The sequence below is a fragment of the Luteibacter sp. NPDC031894 genome, from assembly GCF_050273135.1.
Lineage (GTDB): Bacteria > Pseudomonadota > Gammaproteobacteria > Xanthomonadales > Rhodanobacteraceae > Luteibacter.
This window is the reverse complement of sequence record NZ_JBNNMV010000001.1, coordinates 186,990-201,581: the sequence shown is the minus strand read 5'-3', so window position 1 is coordinate 201,581 and position 14,592 is coordinate 186,990. Positions and strand designations below refer to the sequence as shown.

16 protein-coding genes and 3 tRNA genes are annotated in these 14,592 nt (G+C 64.0%); 8 read left to right on the top strand and 11 right to left on the bottom strand.

The genetic code is table 11. The features are described from left to right. Positions 1 to 45 precede the first annotated feature (45 nt). Together ACQKIE_RS00990 and ACQKIE_RS00985 are read left to right on the top strand one after the other, a co-directional pair. The gene (locus ACQKIE_RS00990; protein WP_427455009.1) at positions 46 to 729 is read left to right on the top strand and encodes a S24 family peptidase; all 684 of its coding nucleotides are present in this window, start codon (positions 46 to 48) and stop codon (positions 727 to 729) included. Between the two features lie 27 nt (positions 730 to 756). Then, positions 757 to 1,293: a hypothetical protein gene (locus ACQKIE_RS00985; RefSeq protein WP_427455008.1), complete on the top strand. Its 537-nt coding sequence runs from the start codon at positions 757 to 759 to the stop codon at positions 1,291 to 1,293. 434 nt (positions 1,294 to 1,727) lie between these two features. Here the strand turns inward: ACQKIE_RS00985 and ACQKIE_RS00980 are convergent, their stop codons facing one another. Further along, positions 1,728 to 2,204 (bottom strand): Panacea domain-containing protein, encoded by a 477-nt coding sequence (locus tag ACQKIE_RS00980; protein ID WP_427455007.1) that lies wholly within the window; start codon positions 2,202 to 2,204, stop codon positions 1,728 to 1,730. A gap of 542 nt (positions 2,205 to 2,746) precedes the next feature. Here ACQKIE_RS00980 and ACQKIE_RS00975 point away from each other — a divergent pair. The 6 genes from ACQKIE_RS00975 (at position 2,747) to ACQKIE_RS00950 (ending at position 5,818) form a co-directional block, all read left to right on the top strand. Further along, on the top strand, positions 2,747 to 3,340 hold the full coding sequence (locus ACQKIE_RS00975) for a hypothetical protein (RefSeq protein ID WP_427455006.1): 594 nt from the start codon (positions 2,747 to 2,749) through the stop codon (positions 3,338 to 3,340). Next, entirely contained in the window at positions 3,337 to 3,711 is a 375-nt protein-coding gene (locus tag ACQKIE_RS00970; RefSeq protein WP_427455005.1) for a hypothetical protein, read from the top strand. The genes ACQKIE_RS00975 and ACQKIE_RS00970 overlap by 4 nt, the downstream gene beginning before the upstream one ends. Then, positions 3,708 to 3,998 carry a hypothetical protein gene (locus tag ACQKIE_RS00965; RefSeq protein WP_427455004.1) on the top strand — a complete coding sequence of 97 codons (291 nt, stop codon included), beginning with the start codon at positions 3,708 to 3,710 and terminating at the stop codon, positions 3,996 to 3,998. The genes ACQKIE_RS00970 and ACQKIE_RS00965 overlap by 4 nt, the downstream gene beginning before the upstream one ends. Further along, positions 3,995 to 4,270: a hypothetical protein gene (locus tag ACQKIE_RS00960; protein ID WP_427455003.1), complete on the top strand. Its 276-nt coding sequence runs from the start codon at positions 3,995 to 3,997 to the stop codon at positions 4,268 to 4,270. Before ACQKIE_RS00965 ends, ACQKIE_RS00960 begins: the two co-directional genes overlap by 4 nt. Positions 4,271 to 4,465: 195 nt before the next feature. Further along, a complete protein-coding gene (locus ACQKIE_RS00955; protein ID WP_427455002.1) occupies positions 4,466 to 4,678 on the top strand; it encodes a hypothetical protein in 213 nt (70 codons plus the stop codon). Between the two features lie 144 nt (positions 4,679 to 4,822). Next, positions 4,823 to 5,818: a site-specific integrase gene (locus ACQKIE_RS00950; protein ID WP_427455001.1), complete on the top strand. Its 996-nt coding sequence runs from the start codon at positions 4,823 to 4,825 to the stop codon at positions 5,816 to 5,818. A gap of 68 nt (positions 5,819 to 5,886) precedes the next feature. On the opposite strand, the gene ACQKIE_RS00945 is transcribed toward ACQKIE_RS00950, so the two are convergent. The 10 genes from ACQKIE_RS00945 to serC all read right to left on the bottom strand — a co-directional run bounded on the left by ACQKIE_RS00945 (position 5,887) and on the right by serC (position 14,557). After that, a tRNA-Leu gene (locus ACQKIE_RS00945) sits at positions 5,887 to 5,973 on the bottom strand. 51 nt (positions 5,974 to 6,024) lie between these two features. Then, positions 6,025 to 6,098 (bottom strand) — tRNA-Cys (locus ACQKIE_RS00940). An 80-nt stretch (positions 6,099 to 6,178) separates the two neighbouring features. Beyond that, a tRNA-Gly gene (locus ACQKIE_RS00935) sits at positions 6,179 to 6,254 on the bottom strand. Between the two features lie 38 nt (positions 6,255 to 6,292). Then, positions 6,293 to 6,907, bottom strand: coding sequence for a CDP-diacylglycerol--glycerol-3-phosphate 3-phosphatidyltransferase (gene pgsA, locus ACQKIE_RS00930; protein WP_427455000.1), 615 nt, complete (start codon positions 6,905 to 6,907; stop codon positions 6,293 to 6,295). A 49-nt stretch (positions 6,908 to 6,956) separates the two neighbouring features. Next, on the bottom strand, positions 6,957 to 8,780 hold the full coding sequence (gene uvrC, locus ACQKIE_RS00925) for an excinuclease ABC subunit UvrC (RefSeq protein ID WP_427454999.1): 1,824 nt from the start codon (positions 8,778 to 8,780) through the stop codon (positions 6,957 to 6,959). Between the two features lie 212 nt (positions 8,781 to 8,992). Further along, positions 8,993 to 9,784, bottom strand: a complete 792-nt coding sequence (kdsB, locus tag ACQKIE_RS00920) for a 3-deoxy-manno-octulosonate cytidylyltransferase (protein ID WP_427454998.1) — start codon at positions 9,782 to 9,784, stop codon at positions 8,993 to 8,995. Positions 9,785 to 9,876: 92 nt separating this feature from the next. Then, positions 9,877 to 11,187, bottom strand: a complete 1,311-nt coding sequence (aroA, locus tag ACQKIE_RS00915) for a 3-phosphoshikimate 1-carboxyvinyltransferase (protein ID WP_427454997.1) — start codon at positions 11,185 to 11,187, stop codon at positions 9,877 to 9,879. After that, positions 11,184 to 12,296, bottom strand: coding sequence for a histidinol-phosphate transaminase (gene hisC, locus ACQKIE_RS00910; protein WP_427454996.1), 1,113 nt, complete (start codon positions 12,294 to 12,296; stop codon positions 11,184 to 11,186). The genes aroA and hisC overlap by 4 nt, the downstream gene beginning before the upstream one ends. Continuing rightward, positions 12,293 to 13,393, bottom strand: a complete 1,101-nt coding sequence (pheA, locus tag ACQKIE_RS00905) for a prephenate dehydratase (RefSeq protein ID WP_427454995.1) — start codon at positions 13,391 to 13,393, stop codon at positions 12,293 to 12,295. Before pheA ends, hisC begins: the two co-directional genes overlap by 4 nt. Positions 13,394 to 13,471: 78 nt before the next feature. Beyond that, entirely contained in the window at positions 13,472 to 14,557 is a 1,086-nt protein-coding gene (gene serC, locus ACQKIE_RS00900; RefSeq protein ID WP_427454994.1) for a 3-phosphoserine/phosphohydroxythreonine transaminase, read from the bottom strand. Between the last annotated feature and the right edge of the window lie 35 nt (positions 14,558 to 14,592).

The following is a 14,592-nucleotide window of genomic DNA, read 5'->3' as shown; positions in this document are numbered from 1 at the left end:
CCCGAGCTAATCACAATCACTTAGCCGGGAGCTAAGATAGACCCCATGGACGTATTCCAGATCAGACACAGCAACCTCATGGCCCTGCTCCTGAAATTGGAGCGGGCGGGCACGCGGCGGGCCGTGGATCAGGCACAACGGCTTGGCGGGATGAACCCCTCGTTTCTGAGCCAGCTGAAGGGAGGCAAGAACATGGGCGGTGACGTGGCTCGCAAGATCGAGCAAGCCGTGCAGAAGCCCCATGGCTGGATGGATTCCAGGCACGACATCCCAGCCGACGAGCGAGTCTTAGAATTTGACGAGACTGCCCGTTACGTTCCTCGCTCGTCTTTGCGGAGGGTGCCCGTGGTGGGTACGGCGAGCTTGGGGATGGATGGGTACTGGACCGATCTTGAATATCCGAAGGGCCAGGGGGACGGCTACTTCGAGTTTCCGACCACGGACAAGGACGCCTACGTCCTACAGGTCCGCGGAGGCTCCATGCATCCGGCCATCCGGTCGGGCTGGTACGTGGTCATCGAGCCTAACAAGAGCCCGCAGATGGGCGAGTTCGTCATGGTCAAACTGGTGGACGGCAGGAGCACCGTGAAGGAGTTCCTGTGGCACCGGGATGGCGAGTACGTGCTCAATGCGATCTCGACCGGCGAGCGCCTGGTGATCGCTGAGGACGACATTGAAGCCATCCACCATGTTGGCGGGATCTTGCCGCCGAGCGGGCGACAGTCATAAAAGAATTCACGGATAGACGGGGGCAGCATGAATCGATTCAAGGGGTGGCTTGGTAGGAATGGCGTGCCGATAGATGCCGCAGGCCAAATTGGACACGTTAGCTCGTGGCCGTGGAAGCTCCGCTATCCCATAGCGATCTTTTCAGCCATTGCTGGAATCGTTCTCTTTTTCTGGCTTTTCGACGCAGGGAAAGATGGGCGGCTTATAGCCTGGATAGCGGCCGCTGGCGCTGGCATCCTCATCCTCATGACCGCCTATGAGCTTGTACTCCTAGCGCTGGGAGCAGGGCTTATTTGGGGAGCCTTCGCGCTGTTTAATGCCTTCGTTCCTGAGTCCTGGAATCAGAAGGTTAACCTGCTGCCATATATGGCAGGCGCGTATGCGATCTACAAGCTGATCGAGATATCGGCGAAAGCAAGCGCGCTGGAGGCTCAGCACGCATGGACCATGGAGCGCATGACCCAGCTAGAAGAGCTGATCAAGCGAGGTTACGACTCCCCGTGGTACGGCAGCACGCGCGAGTCACTAAAGCGGATCGAGAAGAGGCTAGGAACCAGAGACTAAGCACAAAAAAACCCCGCCTAGGCGGGGATACTTATGGGTACAGGGCATGCGATGGGTCGACCCATATGGCGTAAAATACAGAGTCGATCAAAAGGCCATGAACTCGACCATGCTGATTGACCGAGAGGCAAAACTGCCACGGTTCGCAACTCCGTAGCTGCTTATTTAAGTGTGTGTAGCCGTCTGGCTCAGACGTCCGTGCCCAATCATGCGTATGCGCACGTAGCGACTTGTCTTTGTTCGACCGGAATTCGCCAACCGTCATGTCACTAACGGCCTTAAGGCGGTTCATCAGCTGAGGTAGATAGTTCTGCGCGTCAGCGGCAGTTGCGGGGTAACCGAACTTTGCGCTCACAGAAAAGTACCGAAAGGAAAATCTGATTAGGTCGTCAGGCAGACTCTTCTGCTTGTGAATCGAGCCTTGGACAACGCCTTCACTTCCCTTTTGAATCTTCGCCATCAGCGTCACGTCCTTGTTCTTCAAAAAACGCCTGCATCGTCCGATCGCTAATCACCGTCTGGCATTCCTCATCCGGCTGAAGCGTCCCACGCGCCTCAAGCCATGGACGTTCCCTGTGTGTCCTCTGTTCCAGCGACCACGCGGTATCGCCGCCGTACACTTCGAGTACGTCGTCCACGTGTTTCTCCAACTCTGCCGACAGCTTGACATCGGGCATCTCATCAAGAATTGGATTCCAGCGGTTGTGCTTGAATGCGTGGTACACGTCGAGATTGACGGGGCCATGAACCCAGGCCTTGAATTGGCCATCGAAGGCGCGAGCACCGTAAAGCCCAAGGTGCCAACCCTGGACGTAGTAAAGAAGCTTTTGCAGCTTCAAATTAGTGATCAAATCTTCCCGCGCCTGAAAGGTGCGGATGACGTATTTCGCAACGTCCATAGCGGTGGCCATGAGAATGGACCTCCTAAAGTCGCGCACTCATGCGCTGCAACTCCCCTTGCGCCCACACATAGCCCCCTCGGGGCAGGGGCTGGCGTCGTCTACGTCGAGACCTAGTGGGGACCCTCGGGTCGCGCCAGCCTCGTACCACGCCATGATACGGATATGCATAAATAATTGACAGCTTCGTCAAATGCCGTTACGCGCGAGGTCAGGCCAGCTCCGGCACCTGCCCCACCATAGCCAGCACCACGGGATCGCCGTACTCCCCGGCGTCCTCGTGCTGCTCGGTTCCAAGCCAACGCGCAGGCGAGGCCCATGCCTCTCAGTCCACCAGCCTCCGGCTAAAGAAAATTAGCTGCCAGCTATTGACAGGGAGTTTAGCTGTCAGCTAAATTCTGCCCATCGACCACGTCCGGGAGGACATACGATGGGACAGGCAGCTATCGCGCAGGCGGGCTCGGCCGACCGATCCGACTGGATCGGCGACGATTCGTTCGTAAAAGCCGTTGAAACGGTCGGCGGCGTTTGCCGCCATGGTGCGCAGGACCAGCATGGCCGAGGAGTTCGTTCTCGCCCTTCTGCAAGGGAACGAAATTCTCCCGCCTCATCTCTGCGCGGAGGTGGAAAAAGCCTCGGGAATCCCTTGCGAGGAGCTTCGGGACGACCTCCTCTGGTTTCGTGATGGCGCCAGCTATCCGATCGCTTATGCGGCATCGATCGAGCGAGACGATCCCGCGCTTGCCGAAGCTGCGATCCGAAATCGCTTCCAAGCAGTATCCAGCGCGACGCCCGACAACACCGATGCAGCCGTTCGCGACGTCTTAGCCACTCTCTTTGGGAAGAAAGAGCACGCTCCGTGGTGGGGAAGCGTAGCGTTGACATGCTGGTCGGAGCCGGTACTCGCTAAGGCAGACACCGACACGCTTGGGGCGATAGCGAACGGTGCCGAAAACTTGATGTATTCCATCGAGCGAGGCATCGCCGCTGGCAATAAGATGATCTGGTCGGCCATCCAGTCGAACTGGGCCAACATGTCGGAAATTGCCGACTTTACGTACTTCCTCAGCTCAATCGGGGAATACGCCATCGAGCTTCGCGAGCTAAAGTCGAACGCAAAGTGGGAGATTAAGGAGCGTGCGACATGAACGCGCTCGCAACGATTGCGCCCGTCCAGCAGGGATGCCTGAAGGCCATCGATGACATCGGTCACGCAGATGCACCGTCATCGAAGGCGCTACGCGAGCTATTTGTGGACCTTTGGACGCGCTGCAGTGAGGCGTCGTTCCGCGCCTCGGTCATTGCCGGCCGTCCCTCGGTCCAGGCCGACCGGAACATCCTGCAGACACTCCGGAATATCGAAGAGATCTGTTCGGTCGAAGCGATCTACCGCCGGATGCACGTGACATTGAACGAAATGCAGGCGGTGGAAGATCGTGAAATCGATCGACTCCGTGAACGTTGCGCCTTCCTGGCCGGCGAGAACGCGCAACTGCGCGCGAAGGCGGGTGCGGCATGAGCGCCAGCACGAGCACCGAAGCGCGGCGCAACTCCTGGTGCGGCTCGCCCCTGGACTCCGGTCGGATCGTCTACGCGGGTTTCGCTACCAAAGCGGAGTTCGACACTCTTCCGAGGCCGGAACAGGTGGGGCCATGGACGCCGTGCAAGACCACTACGGTCATCAAGCACGATGGACAGGAGTGGGAGCGGCGGTGCCACAGCAAGGTCACCGGCAACTACGGCGCCGACGAGGTGACCGTCATCTTCCAATGGTTCGACGAGCGCGTGGCCAGGAACGAGGCATGAGCGCCCATACCCTCCGTCGGCGCGCGGCCATGCGCTACGCCTCCATCAAGCATGCCGATGACCGGGAAGTGCGTGCCGAGCATCGAATTCGCGTGGCGACGCACCGGGCCAGCCGATCCCTCTCTCGACTTTTCCGCCTGACCAGACTGCAGCACTGGTTCGAGCGGAGCGGCTGGTTCATGGTCCTACTGGTGGGTATGGGCTTCTTTGGCCTCGCCGCGTGCGGCAGGTTCGAGCCCAGGCCCGACCTCAAGGTGTCGACGCTGACATAGTCCTCCGCGGCCTGCGTGCGCGGCCACAAAACTGAGCAGGTCGGAACCATGGGGCCCTATGGCACGCCCGTGGTTGTGGTCACTGCGGAACGCTGCAATGCGCCAGCACGAGCGGGGCACAATGGCAAGTAAGCCTGCTGGAGTTGCTGCGGAGCTTGGCTCGCGCGCCCTGATCGAGCGGGTGGGAGGTGATGCGTGAGCGCGAACCCGCACATCATCGACGCGGCCGAACTTCGCAGACTCTCCGGGCTCCAGCAGCCAGCGGCGGTGAAGCGGTGGGCCAGCGCCCGGGGTATACAGGTCAGCGACGGGGCTGACGGCCCGTGGACGACCATCGAGGCGATCAACAAGGCATTGGGGGTATCCTCGGCCTCGAACGACCACGCCTATTCACCGGACATCGTGTAAATGCCCCGAGGACGCCCACGGAGGCCGGACGCCTCCATCCCCGACCACATCGACCAGGCCAAGCTGCCGAAGGGCTGCTACTGGGACAAGCGCGATCGCGTCTGGTACACCATTCTGGCCGGTGCCAAGGCATCACGCCGTAAGGTGGCCGACGCCTCGGCGCTGATGTCGGACCTGCACCGGGTGATGGAGCAACTGGCCGGCATCGACAGGCGGTCCCTCGACTTCGTGATGGAGCAGTTCGAAGCGAGCGAAAAATTCAAGGGTCTCGCACCAGCTACACAAGCTGGATACAAGAAGTACCGCAAGGTGGCCAGCAAGTTCCCTACCGCGGCAGGCCCTCTCGGCACGCTAGCCGTGCGCGGGCTGACCGCGCCCCTGATGCAGAAGATCATCGACAAGATCGCGAGTCAGGGCACGCCGACGAAGGCAAACTCCCTGCTCCGCTACCTTCGCCGCATGTTCCGCTGGGCGAAGAACCGCGGCTTCTGCGAGACGAACCCATGCGCCGGACTTGAGCAGGCAACCGAGCGAAAGCGCCGGCGGCTACCCACTGATGACGCACTTCGGAAACTCGCAGACTTCGCACTGGAGCGAGGAAAGATCACAGCCCACCGCAAGGGCGCGCTAGCGCCCTACCTATGGCCATCGGTCGAGATCATGTACCTATGCCGCTTACGCGGCATCGAGGTGATCACGCTGATGGAAGACGCCGAGCTTCCCGAAGGGCTGATGACCAACCGCGTGAAGGGTTCGCTCGACAACATCGTTGCCTGGACGCCGCGGCTGCGCAAGGCATGGGATGCCATCAAACTACGTCGCGACACCATTTGGGTGGCGAAGCGCATCCCCATTCCGATGCACGCCAAGGATCGGATCATCTTCGTGAATCAGACGGGCGGACCGCTCGCAAAGAGCAGCTTCGACAGCGCGTTCCAGCGACTCATGAAGCTCGCGATTGCAGAAGGCGCTATCACAGAAGAACAGAGGTTCGGACCGCACGACCTCAAGCGCAAAGGCATCACGGATACGAAGGGCACGCGCGACGTGAAACAACAGGCCAGCGGCCACAAGTCACGACAGATGATGGACGTTTACGACCTCGAAGTTCCGGTCGTGGGAACGTCCGAAAAGCACTGAATTTTACGGCGATTTTTACGGGTAGGGATGGCGCCGCGCGAATTGCTCGCGTAACCCGTTGAATGGAATGGTGCCCGGAGTGGGACTCGAACCCACATACCCTTTCGGATGAGGGATTTTAAGTCCCTTGCGTCTACCGGTTTCGCCATCCGGGCGGAAAGAAAAAAGGCGCAACCGCCCTGGGGCGGATGCGCCTTGGAATGCGATGGAGGCCGAGGTCGGAATCGAACCGGCGTACGCGGATTTGCAGTCCGCTGCATGACCACTCTGCCACCCGGCCATCGCTTGCGCAGCGCGAAGAGTATCCGCGAAGCGCTTAAAAAACAAAACCTCGGCGGACCGAGGCTTTGTGGAATTACTTGGAGCGGGAAACGAGACTCGAACTCGCGACCCCGACCTTGGCAAGGTCGTGCTCTACCAACTGAGCTATTCCCGCGTCGTTGTCCGGCTATTTTAGATCAGATGGGAAATGTGTCAACCACCCTGCACCGGTTTTTTTTCACTTTCTTTCAGTTCGACTGGATCCCCGCGCAGGCTGGGCCAGGCGGCCCGCAGGTAATCGAGGCCAGACCAGATGGTCAACACGCCCGCGACGACCAGCAGGGCCTCGCCGATGTGGTACAGGCGCAGCGTCTCGGCGTCGTGCTGTAGCAACAGCACCACCAGGGCGACCATCTGCATGGCGGTCTTGAGCTTGCCGAGGAAGGCCACCTTTACTTTCGAGCGCGCTCCGATCTGGGCCATCCACTCGCGTAGCGCCGACACGCTGATCTCTCGACCCACGATGATCGAGGCCGTCACGGCCATCAGGATCCCCTGCCAGCCGCCTCGGTGCGATTGCACCAGGAGGAACAGCGTCACGGCGATCATGAGCTTGTCGGCTACCGGGTCGAGGAAGGCGCCGAAGGCCGAGGTGAGTTGCAGCCTGCGGGCCAGGTAGCCGTCGAGCCAGTCGGTCACCGCGGCCAGTACGAAGACCAGGGCCGCCGTGAGGTTCGCGCCGCGGAACGGCAGGTAGAAGACGATGACCATGACCGGCAGCAGGAGCACTCGGAACAGGGTCAGCCACGTGGGTAGGTTGATTCGCATAAGTCAGCCGGTGCGGGAAGCAGCGCCCGTAGGGCGTGCGTCCGTTCGATCAGGGATGGAGCATGGCATAGATGCGTTCCGCGAGGCCGCGATCAATACCCTTCACACTCATCAGTTCTTCGACACCCGCGGCTTCGACACCCGCGAGGCCACCGAACGCCTTCAGCAGGGCCGCGCGGCGCCGCGCGCCAACGCCTGCCACGTCCTCGAGCGTACTCCGCTCCCGTGCCGCCTCGCGACGGCGGCGGTGGCCGCTGATCGCGAAACGGTGCGCTTCGTCACGCACCGCCGCCACGAGGTGCAGGGCCGGCGAGGAGGTGCCCGGATGCAGGGTCTTGCCGCTGTCGGCAAGCACCAGGGTTTCTTCGCCCGCGCGGCGGCCCGGGCCCTTGGCCACGCCGACGACGCGGATACCCTCCACCCCGAGTTCGCGCAGCACGTCCACGGCCTGGGCCACCTGTCCCGTGCCACCGTCAATGAGCAGGATGTCCGGCTTGACGCCGCCCTCGACCACCTTCTTGAAGCGCCGGGTCAGTGCCTGGTGCATGGCCGCGTAGTCGTCACCCGGCGTGATGCCGGCGATATTGAAGCGGCGGTAGTGCGACTTTTCGGGACCTTCCGGCCCGAAGACCACGCACGAGGCAACGGTGAGCTCGCCACGCGTGTGACTGATGTCGAAGCACTCGATGCGCCGTGGCGTGCCCTCGAGTTCGAGCACCTTCTGCAAGTCGTCGAATCGCGCCAGCAAGGTGTGTCGGCTCGCGAGACGCGAGGTGAGCGCGGCGCTGGCGTTGCGCTGGGCCATCTCCAGGAAGCGCGCGCGCTCGCCGCGGACGCTGGGCTTGAGCGACACGACGTGGCCGGCGTGGTCGGACAGCACCGACGCCAGCACGTCCATGTCTTCCACCGGATCGCTCAGCACCAGCTCGCGCGGCACCTGGCGCTCCAGGTAGTACTGGGCGATGAACTGCGACAGCACGTCCGAGATCGAGGCGTCCGTCGGCAGGCGTGGGAAGAAGTCGCGCGACCCGAGGCTTACGCCGTTGCGGAAGAACATCACGCTCACGCAGGCCATGCCGCCTTCCATGCAGCAGGCGATCACGTCCATGTCGGCACTGGCGCCCTGCACGAAGTGCTGGGCCTGGAGCTTCCGCAACGCGGCCACCTGGTCGCGCAGGTTCGCCGCCCGCTCGAAGTTCAGGTCCCGCGAGGCCTTCTCCATGGACGAGGCCAGTTCATCGATCACCGCGCTGCTTCGCCCTTCGAGGAACATCTCGGCGTGGCGCACGTCGCTCTTGTAGTCGTCCACCTCGATCAGGCGCACACAGGGTGCGCTGCAGCGTCCGATCTGGTGCTGGAGGCAGGGACGCGACCGGTTCTTGAAGTAGCTGTCCTCGCACTGGCGCACCTTGAACAGCTTCTGCATGAGGCCGAGGCTCTCGCGCACCGCGAAGGTGCTCGGATACGGACCGAAATACCGCCCCGGCCCCGTCTTGGCGCCACGATGGAAGGCCAACCGCGGGTAGTCCTCGCCACCGGAGAGGTAGATATAGGGATAGCTCTTGTCGTCGCGCAGCACGATGTTGTATCGCGGCTTGAGCGATTTGATCAGCTGGGATTCGAGCAGCAGCGCCTCGCCTGCCGTGCGCGTGAGCGTGACCTCGGCGCGGGCGATCTGCGACACCATGGAAGCGATGCGCGGATCCATGGGCGGCTTCAGGAAGTAGTTGCCCACCCGCTTCTTGAGGTTGGCCGCCTTGCCGACATAGAGAAGCTCGTCTTCCGCATCGAAGTAGCGGTAGACGCCGGGGGAGGTGGTGAGATGGCGGACGAAGGCCTTGCCGTCGAACGGATGCGACTCGGTGTGCTCCATGCCGTCATTTTACCGCGTTGGCGGATCACGGACGCGAAAACGCCGGCATGGGGATGAGGCCATGCCGGCGAGGACCTTCCTTGGGAGCGTCGCCGTCCTACTAGGGGTGAGTGTGGCGACGGGGTTAGATTACGTGGCGGCCCTGGATCGCGCCCCCGGCGCAGTCCTGCGTGGCATGACGGCGGGGTCCTCGGCCGTCTGCAGGCGAAACCCTACGGCCGCGCCGCGCCCTGTGCGGCCAACCAGCGCTCGGCCCGGGCCAGGTCGTCCGCCGTATCGATCCCGGGCGGGAACGGCTCGGGCGTGGCGCGCACGGCGATCGCGTGGCCGTGCTCCAGCGCCCGCAGTTGCTCCAGCGACTCGGCCTGTTCCAGCGGCGTTCGCGGCAGGGCCGCCAGACGGCGCAGGAAGCCCGCGCGATACGCGTAGATACCGATGTGGCGGAGGAAAGGCACGTCCGGCGGGAGGGCGCTGCGATCCCGGGCGAAGGCATCCCGTGCCCAGGGCGCGGGGGCGCGGGTGAAATAGAGCGCGCGCCCGTGGGCGCCAACGACGACCTTGACGACGTTCGGATCGAAAAGCTCGTCGGCATGCTCGATCGGGGTGGCCAGCGTCGCCATGGGAGCGTCGTCCCCTGCCAGGGGCGCTACCACGGCGCGAATGCCGGCGGCCGGGGCGAAGGGCTCGTCGCCCTGGAGGTTCACGACCACGGTATCGTCCGGCCAGCCGAAGTAGCCGGCCGTCTCGGCAATGCGGTCGCTGCCCGAGGCGTGGTCCGCCCGCGTCATGCAGACCAGGATGTCGCCACAGCCACGCAGTTCATGGGCGACCCGCTCGTCGTCCGTGGCGACGACGACCTGCGCCGCCCCCGCCTGCCCCGCCCTGCCCGCCACCCGACGGATCATCGATTCGCCGCCGATCTTCAGCAGCGGCTTGCCCGGTAGCCGCGTGGAGCCGAAGCGCGCGGGCACCACGACGACGAACGGGGGGATCTTTGCAGCCATGGGGGGCATCCGGCCAGTAGGGACGGGAAGCGTAGCCTCTTCCGGATCGGCGTGTAATGTGGGAAGCGGCCGGCCCGATTCCCACGGGGACGTCAGTTCTGCGATTCGAGCTGGAAGCCCGCTCCGTTCGCCAGTTCCATGAAGCCAGGGAACGAGGTCGCCACGTTGGCGCAGTCGCCTATCGTGATCGGGCCCGAGGCCACCAGGCCCGCGATGGCGAAGCTCATCGCGATGCGATGGTCGCCGTGGCTGTCGATGCTGCCGCCGGCGATACCGCCGCCGTGGATGATCGCTCCGTCGGAAAGCTCCTCGATCGAGACGCCGCAGGCCTGCAAGCCATGCGCCATGCTGGCGATACGGTCGGATTCCTTCACGCGAAGCTCCGCCGCGCCCCGGATCGTCGTCGTGCCCTCGGCCACGGCCGTGGCCACGAAGAGCGCCGGAAACTCGTCGATCATGTCGGGCACGACGTCCAGCGGCAGCTCGACGCCATGCAACGGCGCGTGGCGAACGACGAGATCGCCGATCGTTTCGCCTCCGCTGGTGCGCTCGCGCTCCACGGTGATGTCGGCGCCCATCAGGCGTAGCGCCGCGAGCAACCCGGTGCGCCTCGGATTCAGGCCCACGCCCACGAGGCGCACTGCCGAACCCGGTACGACGCAAGCCGCGACGATGAAGAAGGCAGCCGAGGAAAAGTCCGCAGGCACGTCAACGTCGACCGCGCGCAGGGTATGCCCGCCCTCCAGCCGCGCGCGGCCGGGCGAGAACTCGATGGGCCAGCCAAAGGCCTTCAGCATGCTCTCGGTGTAGTCGCGGGTCGGATGCGGCTCGATCACTTCGGTGGCACCGTCCGCGTAGAGGCCCGCCAGCAGCAGCGCCGACTTGATCTGCGCGCTGGCGACAGGCGGACGGTACGTCATGCCGCGCAATCGGGCGCCGCCATGGATACGAAGTGGCAGCTTGCCGTCGTCCGTATCGATCGAGGCACCCATGGCCGCCAACGGATCGGTCACCCGGCGCATGGGGCGGCGCGAAAGCGACTCGTCGCCGACCAGCGTGGCATCGAACGCCTGCCCGGCCAACAATCCAGCCAGCAGACGCATGCCCGTACCGGCGTTGCCGCAGTCGAGCGCTTCCGTGCTGCCGCGCAGGCCATGCAGGCCGACGCCATGGACCACCCGCTCACCCGGCGAAGGCGTTTCGAAACGCACGCCGAGCTTGCCGAGGATCGCCGCCGTGGCCCGCGTGTCCTCGCCTTCGAGGAATCCACGAATGTGCGTCACGCCCTCGGCGATGGCACCGAACATCAGGGCGCGGTGCGACACGGACTTGTCGCCGGGAACGACGATCTCGCCGCCCAGCGGACCTGTCGCGCGATGGCTGAGCCAGGTCACACCGCTCATGGCAGGTTCTCCAGCAAGCGCTGCAGTTCATCGCGGCTGCCGATGCTCACCCGCAGCGTATGCGGCAGCCGGTAGCCGCCCATGGGACGAACGATGACGCCGCGTTCGAACAGGTGCGTCTCGAACGACGTCGCGTCACGGCCGAGGTCGATGAGCAGGAAATTGGTCTGCGACGGCAAGACGCGAAACCCGCGCGCGGTCAGCTCCTCCGTGAGCCACGCACGATCGCGATGGTTCGTCTCGCGCACGCGGGCGCGATGCTCGTGGTCGTCCAGGGCGGCTTCCGCCGCCGCCAGCGCCACGCCGTTGACGTTGAACGATTCGCGCAGGCGCTCGCAGACCGCAGCCACCGAGGGATGGCTCAACATGTATCCGATACGCAAACCCGCCAAGGCGTACGCCTTGGAGAAGGTGCGCGTGACGATCAGGTTGGGGAAGCGGTCGAGCAGGTGCGCCGCCGTGCTCAGGCCCTCGGCCTGGACGTACTCGTGGTATGCCTCGTCCACGACCACCAGCGTGTGCGCCGGTACCTTGTCGAGGAAGGCTCCGAGCGCCGCGTCGCCGAACCATGTGCCGGTCGGATTGTTCGGATTGGCCAGATAGACGAGTCGCGTCTGCGCCGTGACCGCATTGGCGATCGCGTCCAGGTCATGACCGTAAGGTGCCTCGGGATGGTCGGCCGGGAGCGCCGGCACCGCTACCGAGGGCGCGCCCGCCGCGGCGGCCGCGATGGGAAACACGGCAAACCCGAACTGTGAATGCACCACGGGATGCTCCGCATCCGCGAAGCACTGCGCCAGGAGCATCAGCAGTTCGTGTGACCCATTGCCGAGCGTGATGCCGGCGACGGGAACGCCCTGCTCGTCCGACAGCCGGCGTTTCAGCGACTTGCCGAGCGGGTCCGGATAACGCCAGATCTCATCGAGCGCACGCGTCGCGGCGCGCATCGCGAAGGGACTTGGGCCGAGCGGGTTCTCGTTCGAGCCCAATTCGGAGATAACGGCGCCGAAACGCAGGCGCAGTGCGGGAAGGTCGTGTCCGGGATCGTAGGCGCGAAGGGCCGACGTCGCGCGATTGGCGAGCGCGGCTGCATCGAAAGGAAGGGTCATGGCAAGGCGACTGGGTATGAGCCGAGCACGCGTACATCGGCGGCGGCGGGTTTCATTTCATCGAGCGCGGCCTGGAGGGCCGGATCGTCCACATGGCCGGACACGTCGATGAAGAACGCGTACTGCCACTTCCCCGTATGTGCCGGGCGAGACTCGATACGGTTCATGCTGATGTCGTGCTTCGCGAGGGGGCTGAGCACGTCGTACAGCGCGCCGGGCTTGTCGCGCACCGAAACGAGCAACGAGGTGCGATCGTTTCCCGACGGCGGAAAGATCGAACGGCCGATCACGAGGAAGCGTGTCGTGTTGTCGGAGCGATCCTCGATGGGGCCCGCGACGGTCTTCAGGCCGTACACGCGGCCCGCTGTCTCGCCTGCGATCGCGGCGGATTCCGGCGAGAGACGCGCGGTGCGCGCCGCCTCGGCGTTGCTCGACACCGGCACGCGTTCCGCGTGCGGCAGATTGACGCGCAGCCAGCCCTGGCATTGCTGCAGCGACTGCGGATGCGAATAGACGCGTTTCACGTCCTTCAGCTCACCGCTCAGCGACAGCAGGTTCTGGTGGACGCGCAGCTCCACCTCGCCGCAGATGGTGGCCTTGGACACGAGGAACATGTCCAGCGTCATCTGGATCATGCCCTGCCCCGAGTTCTCGACCGGCACGACGCCGAAGTCGGCGTTGCCGGCGGCGACCTCCTGGAACACTTCCTCGATGCTTCCCAGCGGCAGGCCATAGGCGGCATGACCGAAATGCTTGCGCACGGCCTGCTCGCTGAAAGTGCCCTCCGGGCCGAGGAAGCCGATCTTCAGCGGCTGCTGTTGCGACAGGCAGGACGACATGATCTCGCGGAACAGGCGTACCAGCTCCCCATTCGGCAGCGGACCGTCGTTGCGGTCGATGACGCCACGAAGTACCTGGGCCTCGCGTTCGGGTCGGTAATATTCCACCGCCGCCTTCAACGGGCCCTTGGCCCGGCCGACCTGCTGTGCCCAACGGGCGCGCTCGCTGATGAGCGATTGCAGTTGCTGGTCGATGCTGTCGATGCGCGTTCGCGCCTCGGCAAGCGTGGCTTGTTTATCGGCGGGGGTCTTGCTCATGGACGTCCAGGCGGCTAAGTGGTTGCAGGTGAAACGGTTGGGCCGCGCGCGCATGCTGCAGCGCGGCGACTTCCGACTTTAACCGTGCCGCGCCGCAAAGTCCCGCATGAATTGCACCAGCGCTTCCACCGCGTCTTGCGACACGGCGTTGTACAGCGAAGCACGCATGCCTCCCACGGCCTTGTGCCCCTTGAGCCCGATGAAGCCGGCAGCCTCGGATTCGGCGAGGAAGGCGCTATCCAAAGCGTTATCGTGCAAGACGAACGACGCATTCATGCGCGAACGCGCGGCGCGCTCGACATCGTTTCGATAGAAACCGTTCGAGCCGTCGATCGTGTCGTACACTATGGCGGATTTGCGGGCATTGCGCTCACCCATCGCCGCCAGCCCGCCCTGTTGCTCGATCCACTCGAAGGTGAGGCCGGCGAGGTACCAGCCCCAGGTGTTCGGTGTATTGAGCATCGAATTGTTGGCCGCCTGCTCCGCATAGCGGAGGATCTTCGCGATGGGGCGCGGGGGACGCGCCAGCAGGTCGTCGCGAATGATCATGAGGACGAGGCCCGACGGACCGATGTTCTTCTGCGCGCCCGCATAGATCAGGCCGAAGCGCGACACGTCCAGCGGTGCCCCGAGGATATTGGAGGACATGTCCGCCACGAGCGGTACGTCGCCCACGTCCGGAATCTCATGGAATTCCAGCCCGCGTATGGTTTCGTTCGGCGTGTAGTGGACGTAAGACGCGTGCGGGTTCAATTGCCACGTGTCGCGCGGCGGCAGCGCGAGGAAGTCGGCGGCTTCGGAGCTCGCCGCGACACGCGCATCGACATGGAATGCCGCCTCGCTCGCCGCCTTCCTGCTGAAGACGCCGGTGACGATATAGTCGGCCGCCCCACCCTCCGGCGCGAGGTTCATCGGGATCTGCGCGAAGTGCTGGGTCGCGCCGCCTTGCAGGAACAACACCCTGTAATTCGCGGGAATCGCGAGCAGCTTGCGCAGTCGCTGCTCCGTGGCCGCGGCCAGTTCCATGAAACGCTTCCCCCGGTGAGAGAGCTCCATGACCGAGGCGCCGGCACCATGCCAGTCGAGCATGTCCGCTTGCGCACGCTTCAGGACTGCTTCGGGAAGCGCCGCCGGACCGGCGCTGAAATTCCACGCTCTGCTCACTTCGTTCTCGCTCCACGAAAGGACGATGCATTATG